Raw genomic sequence first — 16,540 nt, forward strand, 5'->3', positions numbered from 1 at the left:
GAGCGATGGGTTTCCTCGCCTCCCTGTGCGCGGCCCTGGCTGCGCTCGCGCTGCTTGCCGGCCCCGCGCATGCGCAGGACGACGCGCGCAAGGACGAGGAGGGCGTGGGCTTTCGCTTCCAGATCCTGACCGGCGACGACAGCGAAGTCACGCGCCGTATCGCCGAAGACCTGTACAAGCGCCTGGTGCCCACCTTCGCCGGCTTCCGCACCGAACTGGCCCAGCGCCGCCGCATGCTGTACGTGGCGATCGGCCCGGCCGCGCTGCGCGACGCGGTAGCGCGCCGCTGCGACTGCGTGGTGATCTCCGCATTTACCTCGAGCCAGGTGTGGCGCGCGCTGACCGACAGGACCCCGGCCGCGCGTGCCGGCCTGCTCACCGCCGTGTATGCCGAACCGGCGCCGGCCGACCAGCTGCGCCTGGCGGCGCTGCTGTACGGCCGGCCGGCGCGGGTCGGCGCCATCCTCGGCACCGACACCGCCTTCCTGCGCCCGGCGCTGGGCAGCGAGGTCGAGGTTCAGCTGTTCGCTCCTGGAGACGACATCAACCATACGCTGAGCCGCATGACGCGCGCCGAGGTGCTGCTGGCCATGCCCGACGGCGACGTGTACAACCCGGAGAACGTGCGCAACATCCTGCTGTCGACCTACCGCCGCAAGCAGGGCGTGATCGGCTTCTCGGCCGACATGGTGAAGGTGGGCGCGCTGGCCACGACCTATTCGGAAATCGAGGACATCAACACCCAGGTGGCCGAGATCGCGGCCGCCTTCGTCGTCACCGGAGAGTTGCCGCCGCCGCAGTTCCCGCGCTACTTCCGCACCCTGGTCAACGAGGGCGTGGCGCGCTCGCTCGACGTGCGCGTGACCGACGCCGCGCGCCGCTTCTCGCACCTGCCGGCCCGCCTTGGCGCGCGGCCGGCGGCCAAGCCATGAAGCTGCGCGTCTGGCCCGGCTGGCGTTTCTGGCGCGGCTGGAGCATCGGCCGGCGCATGACCTTCATCACCATGCTGCCGGTGACCTTCCTGTTCACCGCCTTCGTGTGGTATTCCTATTATTCGCACCGCGCCCAGGTGGCCGAGGAACTGGCCGAGCGCGGGCGCACGCTGGCGCGCGCCCTGGCCGAGACCAGCGAATACAACGTCATCTCGGGCAACCTGTCCGACCTGCGCCTGACCATCAACGGCCTGGTGCAGTCCGACAGTAGCATCTACCGCATCGAAGTGGTGGGCACGGACGGCATCCAGGCCGTGCGTGTCGATTCCGAATCGGCGATCGACGCCCAGTCGCACCACTACGAGGCGCCGATCAAGAAGCAGGTGGTGTGGATCAACCTGTTCACCGACAACGGCACGCCGCACGTGTCGGCGTCGAGCGATTTGCGTCCGCCCACCCTCACCACCGAGATCGTCGGCTGGGTGCGGGTAACGATGTCGCCCTCGAACATGATGGCCAAGCAGACCCGGCGCTTTCGCTTCGAGGTGGGCATGGCCGCGCTGGCGCTGGTGGTCAGCGGCGTGCTGGCCTGGGTGCTGGCGCGCTCGCTGACAGTGCCACTGCGCGAGGCGATCGGTGCCCTGAGCCGCATCCGCAACGGCGACTTTCGCGTGCACCTGCCGGTCACCACCGGCGGCGAGGTGGGCGAGCTGCAGGCCTCGATCGGCGAGATGTCGCTGGCCCTGGACGAATCCAAGCGCGACCTGGAAAACAAGGTGGCCGAACGCACCCGCGACCTGCTGGCCTCGCGCAACGAGGCGCTGCGCGCCGACGCCGACAAGCGCAAGCTGATCCAGAAGGTCAATTCCATCATCGAGGACGAGCGCAAGAGCATCGCGGTCGAGATCCACGACGAACTGAACGCCTCGCTGATCGCCGCGCGCCTGGAGGCGCAGTCGATCGGCGCGCTGGCCGCCAAGGCGCCGCCCAGCACGGAAGTCGAGGAAATCGGACGCAAGTCGCAGGCCATCACCAAGCTCGCGCTCGACCTGTATGCCAACGGCCGGCGCCTGGTGCGACGCCTGCGTCCGGAAGTGCTCGACATGCTCGGGCTGCACGGCGCGGTGGAAGAGATGGTGCGCCACTACGACGGCAGTTCCGGCTGCAGCTTCGATTTCCACGGCGAGGGCGATTTCTCCGGCCTGTCGAACGAGCTTGCGATTTCCGCCTACCGCATCGTGCAGGAAGCGCTGTCGAACGTCATGAAGCACGCCCATGCGACGTCGGCCCAGGTGCGCCTGGTGCTGGACGAAGGCGCGCAGACCCTGCGCATCGTGGTCGCCGACGACGGCAACGGCTTCGATCCGGCCAGCGCCTCGGAAGGCATCGGCATCATCGGCATGCGCGAGCGCGTGTATGCGGTGCACGGCGTGATGGACGTGCGCTCCAGCCCTGGCGGCGGCACCGTGGTGGCGATCACGCTGCCCCTGCAGGCGCCGGCGGCGGTATCATCCATCCCTTCGATCTAACTACTTCCCATCCATGTCCACTGAACTGCTGACGCCCTACGAACAGGGTAACCTCAACCAGACCACCACCCACGCGCAATGCATCGCCTGGTACGACACGCTGGCGCGCCTGTATCCGGGCGTGCTGCGCTTCGAGCAGGTGGGCGTGTCGGATGCGGGCGTGCCGATCCATGCGGGCGTGGTCAGCAGCGACGGCGTGTTCGCGCGCGCAGAAATCAAGGCTGCCGGCCGCCCGGTCTTCTTCAACAACAACGGCATCCACCCGGGCGAGCCGGAAGGCGTGGACGGCTGCATGGCGCTGGTGCGCGATTTCTGCACGCAGCCGGAACGCCTGGCGGCGCTGGGCAAGACCGTGTTCCTGTTCATCCCGCTGTACAACGTGGACGGCAGCCTGAACCGCGCCGACACGTCGCGCGTGAACCAGGACGGTCCCGAGCAGTTCGGTTTCCGCGCCATGAGCCGCCACCTCGACCTGAACCGCGATTTCGTGAAGTGCGATTCGCTCACCGCGCGGGTGTTCAACCGCCTGTTCTCGGACTGGGACCCGGACGTGATGGTGGACACCCACACCTCCAACGGCGCCGACTACAGCTATACCATGACCCTGATCCACACCCAGCCGGACAAGCTGGGCGGGGAGCTGGGCGCGTTCCTGCGCGAGACCATGCTGCCGGCCCTGTACGCCGGCATGGAGCAGCGCGGCTGGCCGACCTGCCCCTACGTGAACCCGGTCAAGGACAGTCCGGACCACGGCATCGCCGACTTCCTCGAAACGGCGCGCTTCTCGACCGGCTACGCGGCGCTGCACCACACCATCGGCTTCATGCCCGAGACCCACATGCTCAAGCCCTTCAGGGACCGCTACGAGTCGATGCGCGCGCTGGTCGACACGGCGCTGGCATTCACGGTGGCGAACGCGGACCGGATCCAGGCCCTGCGCCGCGCCGCCAAGGCGGCCAGCGGCACGCGCCGCGAGTGGCCGGTGCACTGGGCGATGGACGAGGCCAATCCGGACAGCTTCCGCTTCAAGGGCTACGAGGCCGGCTACAAGCCGAGCGTGCTGGGGAACTATGCGCGCCTGTGGTACGACCGCAGCAAGCCCTGGGAGCGTGACATCGCCTGGTACAACCGCTTCCCGGCCGACATCCACGTGCCGGCGCCGCGCGCCTATGTCGTCCCGCAGCAGTGGGTTGAAGCGATCGAGCGCCTGCAGTGGAACGGCGTGCGCATGGAGCGGGTGGAAGCGGACCGCGTGGAAGAGGTGGACTATTACCACATCGTGTCGGTGATTTCGCGTCCTAACGCCTACGAGGGCCACATGTTCCACGACGACGTGGTGCTGGAACGGCGCCGCGCCCGGGTCGCGCTGCGCGCAGGCGACTTCATCGTGCCGCTGGACCAGGACAATGCGCGCTATGCGGTCGAGACGCTCGAGCCGCTGGGCCACGACAGCTTCTTCCGCTGGGGCTTCTTCAATAGCGTGCTGGAGAAGAAAGAGGCGTATTCCGACTACGTGTTCGAGGACCACGCGGCCGAACTCCTGAACGACGAGCCGGTACTGGCGGCGAAGTTCGGGGCGTGGAAGGCGGCCAATCCTGCGCTGCTGGGGAATCAGGAGGCGGTGCTGGACTTCATCTTCGCCAATTGCGCGCGGTACCACGAGCCGGAGTGGCGCCGCTACCCGGTCTTCATGATCGCTTGACCGGGTACTGCACACCATCATGATGCTTCAGCCCGGGCAGCACATCGTCATGAGGGGAGCCTACCTGTATGACGAACTAGTCCCCTGCGAGGTCGTGATCGTGCGCGGCCCGGTCTTCTATGGTTCCGGCGACGACGAAGACCCGCCGGAGCTGGCCGATGACCGGGAACAGGCGAGCTTCTATATCTGGTATGGAAGCCCTGCTGCAGGCGGTCAGTTCAATGCGGGAGGTGGCGTGCGCTTCTCGCTGCTCGAAGCGATGCAGGCAGTCGAGAACGCGCCGGGGATCGGCAGCTCGGTGCGCTGGATCGACGCTTAAAGCCTCAGAACACCGCGTCCGCCCTGTGGCTGGCATCGCTCGCAGAGATGCTGACCAGCTTCCAGGTCTTTCCTGACTTGGACCAGACTTGCGTTTCGCCCCCGGCCTGTCGAACGAGCTCGCCGTTTTTCAGACGAATGGTCTGCCTGAATTCGTTGACCAGGATGGCGGTCGACGGATTGATGACAGTGACCTTGACCCTGGCGAATGCAAGATCGACGATCTCGTCGATCATCTGGAAGCCGTTCGAAATGAGCTGCTCCAGAGCCTGGAAGGAATGCCAGGTCGTGCCGTCGGCACTCAAGCCGGTAAATCTTTCTTGATCGATGGCGGCGAAATAGCGCCCCGGGTCGAGCGCTCGCGAGGCCTCGACCAGCTCCCTGAATGCCTCCACGACTTCTGCTTCGGTCAGGCCTGTCTCTGTCATCCTCGTACCTGCTTTGCTTGATCTTCGCCAGCCGCGGACCTTAGCACGAACCGGATTGGCGGTTTCCACTGTTGATGCTCGGCTAAGCCTCGAGCCTGGCGTCACGCGCGCCGAGCTCGAGGCGGGTGCCGAGCAGCCCCACTTCTTCGCCCAGCGCGTCGAGCGGCGCCGACGTCGGCTGCCAGGACGCCAGCGCCTGCATCAGGTCGCGCACCAGCGTATGCCGTTCCGGCATCGTGGTGTCCGACTTCAAGCGTCCGAGCACATAGGTGCGCACCCGCTCGGACTGGCTCACCGATTGTTCGAGGCGCGCCGCCTGAAGGCTGCCTTCCATGTAACCAAGCGCGACGCTGCTGCGGGCGCTGTCGTCGATCTCGTGGTAGCGGTAGTTCTGGGTCTCTGAACGGAAATCGAAGGCCAGCGGGGCGTCCTTGGACAAGGCTTCGTGGAAGCTCGCTTTCAAGCGTGCTTCCTGGACCTGTACCAGCGAACGACGCGCTCCCTTCTCCTCGACCTGCGTGGCCTGGGACAGCGCGTAGTGAAAGCCCGTGACCTCTTCGCGGCGCGCCGGATTGTCGTGTCGCGAGCTTGCGGTGATGCTCGCTTCGAAGTCCGCCATGCCGGTCATGACGGCGCGCTCAGCCCCGGGCTGGACCCGGACCTGCGGCGCCCGGCTGGAAGTCCTGCTCAGGTCGCTGAAGCCGTCCTTGAACATCATAGCCAGTTGCGGATCGCCATGACCACGCCGTGCAGCCTGCTCGAACTGCTTCAGGTAGTTGTCGATGGCGCGCGACTGCTGCTCCGGTGTGCCGAGCAGCTCGGGCCTGCTGGTGTCGATGCCGATGGCGATCGCGCCGCGCGGCCCGTCGATCGCGAGCGTGCGCCGCTGCGCGTCGATGTGCAGTTTCAGCGACTGCCGTTCCGGCGGATCGCCCGGCAGGGTGACCCGGGCTTGCAGGTCGACCGACTGGAGCAGGGGATGGCCGAAGCGGGCGAGTTCGGCCAGGCGCACCTTGGGCGGCACCAGCGCCAGGCCGTCGATCGCGTCCTGGAAACCGCGCGCCAGCCCGGCCAGGGCCTCGCGTTCCGCCGCACTTAGCTCGGGATCCGCGTCGACCCGCACGAACAGCTCGCCGCCCGCGTCGGCAAGCACCAGCTCGGCCTTCCTGCCGCTTGCCGTCAGCACACTGAGCGCGAAGCGATTGTCCGGTGTGTCCGGCAGCGCCGCATCCGCCAGCTTGCCCGCGGCGCCGCTCGCGAGGGTATGCAGCAATCCCGCCGCCTGCCCCTTGTAGCGCAAGGCCGTCGATATCGCTGCCGGCGCCCCGCTGTCGGCCAGGGCGCTGGCCAGGCCGGCAGTACTGAGGCTGACCACGGACGATGGTCCCGCGGCGCCGGCCTGCGGGGCGGCAGCCGGCCTGCCCTGAAGCCGTGGGAATGCGGTGGATGGCTGAAGCTGGGTAAAGGACGATATCGCGCTCATAGGTGCATAACGGCAGGGATGGCGACGGCATGAGCCCATGCGAAGGAGAGAGGCCGGCGCCGGCTGGCGCTCACGACGCGCTAGCCGGTCCGCGTGCCGCGGCGCACCAGCGCCAGCGGCGGCTCCTGCGCCTTGACCAGCACCCGGTCGCGGCCTGCTTTCTTGGCCGCGTACAGGGCCTCGTCGGCACGGGCCATCGCGCTCTTGACGTCGTCTTCGGGCGAAAACAGCGTCACGCCGATCGAGAGGGTGAGGACCGGCGCCGCATCGCCTGCGTTTCCCGCGCCACGCACGGCATGCTGCAGCCTGGCGCCGACGGCCGCCGCACCGTGCAGGCCCGTCTCGGGCAGCAGCAGGACGAACTCGTCGCCGCCCAGGCGCGCCACGCAGTCAACGGCACGCAACATGCCGCGCGCGGCCAGCGCGACGCGCTGCAGGGCGGCATCGCCCGCCTCGTGCCCCCAGCTGTCGTTGATCGCCTTGAAGTTGTCCAGGTCGACCAGCAGCAGGGCGAGCGGCTGCCTGTTCCGGTCGGCGCGCGCTTTCTCGCGCGCGGCGATCTCGAAGAAGGCACGCCGTGATGCCGCACCCGTCAGGTAATCATGGTTGGCCGCATGTTCGGCCCGGACCAGGATCTGCCTGTGCGCGACCAGCAAGGCGCCGACCATCAAGGCCGGCAGGGCCAGCGCAACGGCGGTAAGGAAGGAAATGCTCCATGCACTCGGCTGCAGCAGGGAACCCGGCGGGACGCTGGCCAGCGCCAGCCATGCCATCCTGCCGCCGTGCCCCAGGGCGACGAGGATGCACATCGCCAGCACGAAGAAGTACACGTAGAACGGTCGATGCCAGCCCGGGCGCGACGCCAGCATCAGCATGGCAATCTCCATGCATGCAGCGATCTGGAAGGTGGAGACGATGGCGCTGCGCGCCACGAACGAGTCGAAGCGATAGTGGAACAGCGCCACGAGCAAGCCCAGCAACAGTACCAGCGAAGTCAACTGTGCCACCCGGGGCGGCTTCCCCCACAGGATGCGGTAACCGGCGACCAGCGCCGCGCTGGCGGCCGCGTACACCACATTCGCCGCTTCGTAGGCCAGCAGGGGAGGCAGCTCGCGCCCGAATGCATACAGGACGTTTCCTCCAATGCCGAGCACGGAGGATAGAAGCAGTGCACGCGTACCCCGAACGTCGTTCGACGTCACCGACAGCAATGCCAGGAAGCTCAGGAAACAGAGCAGCGCTGCAATGAGAAAAATCTGTTGAGTAGCAAGTATCGGTTGCTGGGGCAGCTATCGAAGGCGGCGGTGGAGGCGGAGGTGGACAGAAAGCGCGCAAGTTGCACTGCATCAGTGTAAGACCAATCCTACATTTCATTGCAGTATTTTTGAATATTTCACATTGCTGTGGCGGGCAGGGCACACTGCTGGCGCGGGTTGCGGCGAGTTCCGGCCCGGTTCGATGCGCTATCGCTGCGCAGCGAACCGGGCGCCGGCCTGTGCCAGTCTGGCAGGCCGGACAAGGCGTCTAGGCGACTGCCAACGCCGCCTCGTGTTCGGCAATCCAGGCGTTGTCGCGTTCCGCCACCCGCTTCGATGCCGGACGCGCCGCCATCCGCCCGGCATACTCGACCAGGGCAGGCAGGCGCGGTACGCCGGCGAAGGCCATGCCCCAGACCAGTGCCGACCCCCATAGCACGTCGGCAGCCGACATGGTGTCGCCGAGCAGGTAGGGTGAGCGCTGCAGCTGGGCGTCGATCACGCCGATCATGGCGTCGAAGTCCCCGTAGGGCGAGCTCATGGCAGGACCCGGGTCACGGCCCAGCGAACGGTCCACCAGCGCCGGCTCGAAGCACGCCGCATAGTAGACCAGCCAGCGCAGGTAGGCGCCGCGCCGTGGATCGTCGAGCGAGGGCGCCAGGCCCGCTTCGGGAAACCGGTCGGCCAGGTGAATGAAGATCGCCACCTGCTCGGTGACGATGGTCGCGCCGTCCACGATGGCCGGCACCTTACCCAAGGGGTTCACGGCCAGGTAGGTGGGTTGGCGCTGTTCGCCGGCTTTCATGTTCAGGACCCGCAGTTCGTAGGGGACGCCAAGTTCTTCGAGAAGGATCAGGGTGCTCGAGGCACGCGTGTGGGGCGAATGGAAGAAGGTGATGCTGTGCTGGGTGCTCATGGTATGCCTTGATGAATGGTGGATGTCGGTGGGCCGATCCGCGGTCGACTGACAGCATGGTAGGCCTGTCAAGCTGACATCTCCTGTCAGGTATGCGCTACACTCGAGCGATGCGCGCCAGCCGACTCCTGTTCATCCTCACGACGCTGCAGGCACGCGGCCGCGCCAGCGCACGCGCGCTCGCCGACGAGTACGGGGTGTCGCTGCGTACGATCTACCGCGACGTCGACGCCCTGAGCGCCGCCGGCATCCCGATCTACAGCGAACGCGGCAACCAGGGCGGCTACCGCTTGCTGGACGGCTACCGCACGCGCCTGAACGGCATGTCGGCGCTGGAAGCGGAAGCCCTGTTCCTGAACGGCTTTTCCGGCCAGGCGGCCGAACTCGGGCTGGACGCGGCCTGCGCCAGCGCGAAAGACAAGCTGCTGGCCGCGCTGCCCGCCGACGTACGCGCAGGCGCCGGCCGGATGCGCTCGCGCTTCCACCTGGACGTCCCCGGCTGGTTCGAAGCGAGCGAACGGCCCGCCTGCCTGCCGCAGCTGGCGCAAGCGGTCTGGGGCGAGCGGCCGATCCGCATCCGCTATCGCAGCTGGAGGGCCGAGAAGGAGCGCCTGCTGGACCCGCTCGGCATCGTGCTCAAGGGCGGCGCCTGGTACCTGGTCGCCAGCAGCGACGGCAAGGCGCGTACCTATCGCGTATCCCGCATCCTCGAACTCAATGTGCTCGACGGCCGCATCGAGCGCGGCGCCGATTTCGACCTGCCGGCCTACTGGGCCGAGAGCGCGCGCCGCTTCGAGCAGGAGCAGCATCCGGAGCAGGCCACCTTGCGGTTCTCGCCCTGGGGATTCAAGATGATGGAGGTGATCCTGCCGCCATTCGCGCTGGCCCACGCCGTGATCGGGGAAGCCGGCCCGGACGGGTGGCGCACCGTTACCGTTCCCGTCGGACCGGTGCGCTACGCCGCCCACGAACTGCTGCGCTTCGGCGCGGATGCCGAAGTCCTTGCGCCGGAAGCGCTGCGTGCCCACGTGGGCAGCATTGCGGCGGCGCTGGCGCGGCGCTACGGCACTGCGGCCGAGGTGGACTCGGTGATGGCCGCAGACTGCGTCAAGGACGAGCACCGTTCGAACAGCGGCTGTTGCAACCGGGCATAAAAAAACCGGGGCGCACCCCGGTTTCGCCGCGACCTGCGCGGACATTCGCCTCGAGTAAGGCGTTGCGGCTCGCTCAGTGAGCCTTGCGAGCGCGCAGGAAGCCCAGGCCCAGCAGGCCGGCGGCGAACAGCGCCATGCTCGCTGGTTCCGGCACCTCGCTGGCGGGTGGCGGCGTTTCGATCGCGGGTGCCTTGGCCTTGAAGTCGGCCGTGATGTACATGGTCGAGGTCCGGCTTTCGGGATTGAACCAGTAGGTGCCGTCGAAGCTGCCGGCGCCGGCGAGCTGGTATTTCAGGTCGGAGATCTCGAGCCCGTCCAGGGCGAAGGATAGGCCGCTCAGGTCGGCCAGCGTCAGGCCCATCAGCACGTCGCCGGCCGGGTTCGCGGTATTCAGGATCGAGAAGTTGAACACTTCCTTGTCGCTCACCGCATTCGGCTGGTTGAAGCGGATGTTCAGCGTGTAGTCGACGTTGAAGCGGTCAGGCGTGAGCCAGTCGACGGTGGCGCGGTTGGTCCAGACCAGTTCGGCGAGGACCACGTCGTTGGCCTGCGCGAGATCGACATTCCACTGGCGCTCCTGCGCAACCAGCGTCGAACCGTTGGTGAACAGGCCGAAGCCCCACTCGAGTTTCGAATCCGGCTTGCCGCTGCGGTCGAACACGTAGCAGGTTCCCCAGCAATGCGAGACATTCGAAAACTTGCCATCGGAACTACCCTGGATCGTGGTGGCCTGGGCGCTGCCTGCACCGAACAGGACAGGCAAGACGAGCGCAGCGTGCAACAGCGTGGAGCGGAAGAAATTCATATTTCCCTCGAATAAATAAAATTATGAATATGCAAGGAGAAGTATGCCATATTGCAAAGTATTATTATCAGGAAATTATCTTTTTTATTGTGTCGCTGTGTAAAAAACAACATTGCGTGCCGGATTGCACGCAAAAAAGCCGGGGGTGCCATGCACCGCCCGGCTCCCGATCGCGTCTGCGGTCTTATTTCGATGCGGCGATCCAGCGATCTACCTTGTTTTCCAGTACTGCCAGCGGCAGCGTGCCTTCACCCAGCACGATCTCATGGAACTTCGGCAGGCTGAACTTGTCGCCCAGTGCATCCTGCGCGCGCTTGCGCAGTTCCATGATCTTGAGCGAGCCGATCTTGTAGCCCAGCGCCTGGCCCGGCCACACCATGTAGCGCTCGATCTGGGCGCGCGCTTCGTGTTCCGAATAGCCCAGCGTGTCCTGGAAGTAGCGGATGGCCTGGTCGCGGCTCCAGCCCTTGGCATGCAGGCCGGTGTCCACCACGAGGCGTGCCGCGCGCAGCATCTCGTCGTTCAGGTGGCCGAAGTAATCCTCGGGCTTGTCGAACAGGCCCATCTCCTTGCCCAGGGTCTCGGCGTACAGGGCCCAGCCTTCGGTAAAGGCGTTGTTGCCGCCGAACTTGCGGAAGTTCGGCAAGCCCAGTTCCTGCACCAGCGCGATGTGGAAGTGGTGGCCCGGCTGGCCTTCATGCAGGTAGAGCGTGACCATGCCGGTGCTGCCGTACTGCTTCGGGTCGTTCACCACCGACCAGAACACGCCCGGACGCGAGCCGTCTGCCGCGGGCGGGGTGTAGTGGTCCGAGGCGGATGCCCGCGTCAATTCCGGCTCCAGGCGCAGGTCGAGCGGCGCCTTCGGCCGCAAGGTGAACAGGGCCGGCAGCTTGGCGCGCACCCTGGTGTCGAGTTCGCGGAACACGTCGATCACCTGCTGGTCCGAGGTGAAGGGCTTGTACTTTGGCTGTTCCGACACCCAGCGCGGCAGGCCGGCCGCCGGGCCGGTATAGCCCATCTTCGGACCGGTCACGGCGTATTCGCCCTGGATGCGCGCCACTTCCTTCAGGCCGATCTGGTGGATCTGTTCCGGCGTGAGGCTGGTGGTGGTCATCGCCGCCACCCGCGCCGCGTACCAGGCGGCGCCATCTGGCAGGGCGTTCCAGCCGGCGCTGGTGCGCGTCTTCGGCAGGTAATCCTTCTCCAGGTAGGTCGCCAGGCGCTTCAGGGCCGGATTTAGCTTGTTGCCGATGGTCTCGCGGTAGGCCTGCTGCAAGCTGCGCTTCTCGGCGGCCGGGAAGCTGGCCGGCATGTTCTTGATCGGCGTGTAGAAGATGCTCTCGTCGGCCTTGCTTGCCACCAACTGCTGGAACTGGGGCAGGGCGGATTGCATCGGCTCGCGCGGTTGCACGACGCCGCGCTTGACGCCTTCACGCATGTTGGCGATCGCCTGGTCGATGTGCGGCACCAGCTGCGCCAGGCGGCTCAGGTAGGCGCGGTAGTCGCGCACGCTGCTCAGGGGCTGGGCACCCTGGCCGCCCGCGTAGTTCGCCAGGATCACCGGCATGCTGACCATCTGGTCGATCGGCAGCAGGTGTTCGGGGAAGGCGGCCAGGCGCAGCGCGCTGTCGAGCTCGAACTTGAGGATGTCGTAGCTGGTCTGGTCGCGGCTGTCGAGGCGCGCGCGCGGGATGGCGGCCAGGCGCTTCAGGTAGCCGCGATACAGGGCGAATTGCTGCTCGCGCAGCTTGGGCGAGATCGACAGGCCGAGCTTGTCGTTGAAGCGGCTGTCACCATTTTCGGTGGCCCATACCGGCTCGAAGCGTGCCAGTGCCTCGTAGTATTCGTCGGCCAGCGCATTGAGCTGGCGGCCTTCCCGGCTGGTCGCCGTGGATGCGGACTGCGGCGCGTCGGCCGGTGCGGCCTGGGCCGGCGCGCAGGCCAGCAGCGCGGCCGCAGCCAGCGTAAAGCATGCTTTCATCGTGTGGTCTCCGGAATCAGTAGCTGGCCAGCGGCGTGAGCGCCCCGTTCTTGAAGGTATAGACGGTGACGGTGGTTTTCTTCAGGTTGCCCTTCGGGTCGTAGCCATAGGTGCCGACCACGCCCTGGTAGCTGATCGCATGCATGGCCGCGCCGACCTTGGCCGCGTCCAGCGAATTCGCGGTCTTCATGGCCTGGGCGATGAACTTCGTCTGGTCGTAGAACGACGGCGCGTACACGTCGGGATCACGCTTGAAGCGCGCCTTGTAGGCGTCGATGAAGGCCTGGCCGCCCGGTTGTTTGGCGACGATGGCGCCAGCCTGGGCGCAGCGCACGTTCTCGCCGACCGCGGCGCCGCCGAGCTTGGCCATCTCGGGGCTGCACAGGGTGTCGCCACCCAGCAGCGGCACGTTCAGGCCGAGCGCCTTCATCTGGCGCGCCATCGGCGCGGCCTGTGGCGCGTAGCCGCCGAAGAACACCGCGTCCACGCGCCTGGCCTTGAGCGTGGTGAGGATGGCGGCGAAGTCGGTCGCCTTGTCGTTGGTGTATTCGTGGCCGGCGATCCTGATGCCGTTGGCCTGGGCCTGGCGCTTGAATTCCATCGCCACGCCCTGGCCGAAGGCGCCGCGGTCGTCGATCACGCCGATGTTCTTCACCTTCAGCTCCTTGGCCGCATAGGCCGCCACCGAGCCGCCCACCTGGGTGTCGCTGGCGACGATGCGGAACACGGTCGGGTAGCCGGCCTGCGTGATCTTGGGGTTGGTGCCGACGGTCGACATCAGGATGCCGTTGTCGTTGTAGACGCGCGATGCGGGGATCGCCACGCCCGAGTTGTAGGGGCCGAGCACGAACTTCACCTTGGCGTCGGCGAACTTCTGGGCCACGGTCACGCCCTGTTTCGGGTCGCCCGCGTCGTCCTCGGACTGCAGCTCGAAGCGGATGGTGTTGCCGCCGACCTGGAGCTTCTGGGCGTTCAGTTCTTCGACGGCGAGGCGCACGCCGTTCTCGTTGTCCTTGCCGGCGAAGGCATTCGCGCCCGATAGCGGGCCGCTGACGCCGATCTTGACGACCTGTTCGGCGGCGCAGGCGCCGGCGGCATGCAGCGCGAGCAGCGCGGCCAGCGCTGCCTGTGCAAGCGGCGCCTTGTGCAGTGTGGATGGCATTCCCTTTGGTCTCCGTGTTATGCGAACGGATGCCATCATCGCATGAAACCCGGCCGTGGTTAAGCCGACCGCGTTCGCTTCTTCAAGCGGGCACGCCGTGCGAAATCAGCTCCAGCGGCAGCGCGGTGGTGCACTTGATCTGCTCCATCGAGAAGGCCGACGAGACCCCGGTCAGGCGCGCCGCCTTGATCAGCTTCTTGTAGAAGCGGTCGTAGCCCGCGATGTCGGTGGTGACCACCTTCAGCAGGTAGTCGACGTCGCCGCTCATCCGGTGGAACTCGAGCACCTCCGGCAGCGCCACTACGGCGGCGGCGAAACGCGCCAGCCATTTTTCATCGTGCTCGCTGGTGCGCACGCTGACGAATACCGTGACCGGCAGCCCGACCTTGTCGCGGTTGACAATGCTGACCCGGCTTTCGATATACCCCTCTTCCTCGAGGCGCTTGACGCGTTTCCAGCATGGGGTACTGGACAGGCCGACCTTTTCGCTGAGGCCGGAAATGGAGAGGGTGGCATCTGCCTGCAATGCGGCAAGGATGGCGCAATCAAACTTGTCGAGTGAGTTCATTTTCCCTATATCGATATATCGAGAATGTATATGCCAATTCGACGCAACAAAGCGCATAAATGAGGATATCTTTGTCGGTGCGACTCCGTAACATATTCACGAACAATAACACGATCCGCAGCAACAAATTACCTTTTTGTAATTCTCATGAGCACTGAACTCTACCTCGACGCCAACGCCACCTCGCCTGTCCTGCCCGCCGCCGCCGCGGCCGCCATGGCGGCCATGCAGGATTGCTTCGGCAATCCGAGCAGCAGCCACGCCTGCGGCCTGCGCGCCCGCGCGCTGCTGGACGGGGCGCGGGCGCGGGCGCGCCGCGTGCTGGGTGCGGCCAGTGGACGGGTACTGTTCAACAGCGGCGCCACCGAGGGCATCCAGACCGCCGTGCTGTCGGCCCTGTGCGCGGTGCGCGAGCGTCGCCAGCGCGGCGAAGCCTGCGGCGACCTGCTGGTATACGGCGCCACCGAGCACAAGGCGGTGCCGGAAAGCCTGGCGCACTGGAACCGCCTGCTCGGCACCGGCCTCGAACTGCGCGTGCTACCGGTCGGCGCCGATGGCCGCCACCGCCTGGACCTGCTGCGCGAACTGGCGCCGCGCGCCGCCTTTGTCTGCACCATGGCCGCCAACAACGAGACCGGCGTGGTGTCCGACCTGGACGGTATCGCCCGCGTACTGGCCGAGGCGCATAGCCCGGCCCTGTGGATGGTCGACTGCGTGCAGGCCCTGGGCAAGCTGCCGCTGGCGCTGGACGCGACCCGTATCGACTATGCACCGTTCTCCGGCCACAAGCTGTATGCGCCGAAGGGTATCGGCATGCTGTACGTGCGCGAAGGCGCGCCCTACACACCGCTGCTGTGCGGCGGCGGCCAGGAAGCGGGACAGCGCTCCGGCACCGAGAACATGGCCGGCATCGCCGCCCTCGACGCCGTATTGCAGGCGCTGGAAGAAGGCGGTACCTTCCGCACGCCGGCCCAGCTGCAGGCCGGCCGCGACCGGCTCGCCGCCAGCCTGCAGGCCGCGTTTCCGGCGCTGGTATTCAATGCGCCGCTGGCGCAGGCGCTGCCGACCACGCTGAATTTCTCGGTGCCTGGCCTGGGCAGCAAGGAACTGCTCGACCTGTTCGACGCCGCCGGCGTGCGCGTCAGCGCCGGCTCGGCCTGTTCGGCGGCCAAGGCGGCGCCGAGCTATGTACTGGATGCGATGGGTGTGCCGCCCGAACGCAGCGCGTCCGCGGTCCGCCTGTCGTTCGGGCCGCTGGCCGACGATGCCTTCATCGATGCCGCCTGCGAGCGCATCGCGCACTGCGGCCGCGCGCTGAGGCTGACGCAAACCCCGGCGCAGACGGCAGGCCAGGCCGCAGCGCACCTGCAACAGGTCGAATCCTGCGGCGCCAGCGGCTGGCTGCTGTTCGACGAGGCGGGCCGCGACTGCGTCGCGATCGACCCGCCGGCCGCGCTGGCGGCGCGCATCGCCTCCGACCTGCGCGCCCGCGGCTGCCGCCTGCTGGCCTGCTTCGACACCAGCCACGGCGCCGGCGGCGCCGATACGCTGGGCGAACTGCTCGGCCTCGCACCCGGCTGGCCAGCGGGAACGCCGCTGCTGCAGCCGGTGCGCCTGGCCAGTGGCGCGATCGTGGACGCGCTCGCGCTGGGCGCGGACATCCTGGCCAGGGACGGCGACGCCTACCTGCTGGGCCGTGCCCGCAACGGCATGCTGGCCAGCGCGGACGTGCGTTTCGTGTTCGGCGCCTTGCCCGCCGATGCCGGCTACCCGGGCGCCCTGTGCTGCCACCGCATCGGCGAGCCGGCCGTGTCGCGGCCCGGCACCGCGTCCTGGCCCGACGGCGACATCGACCTCGATGCCGGCGCTGCCGCGGCCTACCTCGCGGCCCATCCGGACGCGCTGCTGGTCGACGTGCGCGAACTGCCCGAACACGCGGCGGGGGCGGCGCGTCTGCATGGCCACGACGCCCGGCACGTGCCGCTGTCACAGCTGGCCGGGCATGCCGCCGGCTGGCTGCGCGCGGAGGCGCGTCCCCTGGTGTTCGTGTGCCGCAGCGGCAACCGCAGCGCGCGCGCCGCGCGCCTGCTGCGCCGCCTCGGCCATGGCCAGGCCTGGCACGTGGCGGGCGGGCTGGCGCTGGCCGGCTGAGGTGGCGCGCAGCCCCTGAACGGAGGCTGCGCTACTGTACGCCAGCGCACAGTCCCCGCCGCCGGCTTCTCCTAGCATGGCGAAGGCCGTGCGCGCCCTGCGTTTCCCTTCCCCTCGACCCGCCCCCCGGCGCCTGCCGCGCCAGCAGTCGACAG

At 67.3% G+C, this 16,540-nt stretch carries 14 protein-coding genes; 6 read left to right on the plus strand and 8 right to left on the minus strand.

Annotated features, from left to right (window positions below; all coding sequences use genetic code 11):
- Window positions 1–5: 5 nt before the first annotated feature.
- Genes LE190_RS08685 through LE190_RS08700 form a run of 4 tightly spaced genes read left to right on the plus strand, consistent with a single transcriptional unit; the run spans window position 6 to window position 4,482 of the window.
- Entirely contained in the window at window positions 6–932 is a 927-nt protein-coding gene (locus tag LE190_RS08685; RefSeq protein WP_225238337.1) for a hypothetical protein, read from the plus strand.
- Window positions 929–2,461: a sensor histidine kinase gene (locus LE190_RS08690; protein WP_225238338.1), complete on the plus strand. Its 1,533-nt coding sequence runs from the start codon at window positions 929–931 to the stop codon at window positions 2,459–2,461. Before LE190_RS08685 ends, LE190_RS08690 begins: the two co-directional genes overlap by 4 nt.
- 13 nt (window positions 2,462–2,474) lie before the next feature.
- Window positions 2,475–4,163, plus strand: a complete 1,689-nt coding sequence (locus LE190_RS08695; RefSeq protein WP_225238339.1) for a M14 family zinc carboxypeptidase — start codon at window positions 2,475–2,477, stop codon at window positions 4,161–4,163.
- A 49-nt stretch (window positions 4,164–4,212) separates the two neighbouring features.
- Window positions 4,213–4,482 (plus strand): hypothetical protein, encoded by a 270-nt coding sequence (locus tag LE190_RS08700; protein WP_225238340.1) that lies wholly within the window; start codon window positions 4,213–4,215, stop codon window positions 4,480–4,482.
- A 4-nt stretch (window positions 4,483–4,486) separates the two neighbouring features.
- Here the strand turns inward: LE190_RS08700 and LE190_RS08705 are convergent, their stop codons facing one another.
- The 4 genes from LE190_RS08705 to LE190_RS08720 form a co-directional block, all read right to left on the minus strand.
- Window positions 4,487–4,909, minus strand: coding sequence for a nuclear transport factor 2 family protein (locus LE190_RS08705; protein WP_225238341.1), 423 nt, complete (start codon window positions 4,907–4,909; stop codon window positions 4,487–4,489).
- A gap of 82 nt (window positions 4,910–4,991) precedes the next feature.
- Window positions 4,992–6,284, minus strand: coding sequence for a hypothetical protein (locus tag LE190_RS08710; RefSeq protein WP_225238342.1), 1,293 nt, complete (start codon window positions 6,282–6,284; stop codon window positions 4,992–4,994).
- A 188-nt stretch (window positions 6,285–6,472) separates the two neighbouring features.
- Window positions 6,473–7,546 (minus strand): GGDEF domain-containing protein, encoded by a 1,074-nt coding sequence (locus LE190_RS08715; protein WP_225238343.1) that lies wholly within the window; start codon window positions 7,544–7,546, stop codon window positions 6,473–6,475.
- A 370-nt stretch (window positions 7,547–7,916) separates the two neighbouring features.
- Window positions 7,917–8,564 carry a glutathione S-transferase family protein gene (locus tag LE190_RS08720; RefSeq protein ID WP_225238344.1) on the minus strand — a complete coding sequence of 216 codons (648 nt, stop codon included), beginning with the start codon at window positions 8,562–8,564 and terminating at the stop codon, window positions 7,917–7,919.
- 92 nt (window positions 8,565–8,656) lie between these two features.
- Here LE190_RS08720 and LE190_RS08725 point away from each other — a divergent pair, with 92 nt between their 5' ends.
- A complete protein-coding gene (locus tag LE190_RS08725) occupies window positions 8,657–9,718 on the plus strand; it encodes a helix-turn-helix transcriptional regulator (protein ID WP_225238345.1) in 1,062 nt (353 codons plus the stop codon).
- A gap of 73 nt (window positions 9,719–9,791) precedes the next feature.
- Here LE190_RS08725 and LE190_RS08730 read toward each other — a convergent pair whose 3' ends face one another.
- From LE190_RS08730 to LE190_RS08745, 4 genes are all read right to left on the minus strand, one after another.
- The gene (locus tag LE190_RS08730; RefSeq protein WP_225238346.1) at window positions 9,792–10,523 is read right to left on the minus strand and encodes a choice-of-anchor K domain-containing protein; all 732 of its coding nucleotides are present in this window, start codon (window positions 10,521–10,523) and stop codon (window positions 9,792–9,794) included.
- A 184-nt stretch (window positions 10,524–10,707) separates the two neighbouring features.
- A complete protein-coding gene (locus LE190_RS08735) occupies window positions 10,708–12,504 on the minus strand; it encodes a DUF885 domain-containing protein (protein ID WP_225238347.1) in 1,797 nt (598 codons plus the stop codon).
- A gap of 16 nt (window positions 12,505–12,520) precedes the next feature.
- Window positions 12,521–13,666: a branched-chain amino acid ABC transporter substrate-binding protein gene (locus LE190_RS08740; RefSeq protein ID WP_225238348.1), complete on the minus strand. Its 1,146-nt coding sequence runs from the start codon at window positions 13,664–13,666 to the stop codon at window positions 12,521–12,523.
- A gap of 82 nt (window positions 13,667–13,748) precedes the next feature.
- Window positions 13,749–14,234, minus strand: a complete 486-nt coding sequence (locus tag LE190_RS08745; RefSeq protein WP_224944196.1) for an Lrp/AsnC family transcriptional regulator — start codon at window positions 14,232–14,234, stop codon at window positions 13,749–13,751.
- Between the two features lie 147 nt (window positions 14,235–14,381).
- Between LE190_RS08745 and LE190_RS08750 the strand changes: the two genes are divergently transcribed.
- A complete protein-coding gene (locus LE190_RS08750) occupies window positions 14,382–16,385 on the plus strand; it encodes an aminotransferase class V-fold PLP-dependent enzyme (RefSeq protein WP_225238349.1) in 2,004 nt (667 codons plus the stop codon).
- Window positions 16,386–16,540 lie beyond the last annotated feature (155 nt).

It is taken from the genome of Massilia hydrophila, from assembly GCF_020208145.1.
Classification (GTDB): Bacteria; Pseudomonadota; Gammaproteobacteria; order Burkholderiales; family Burkholderiaceae_D; genus Telluria; species Telluria hydrophila.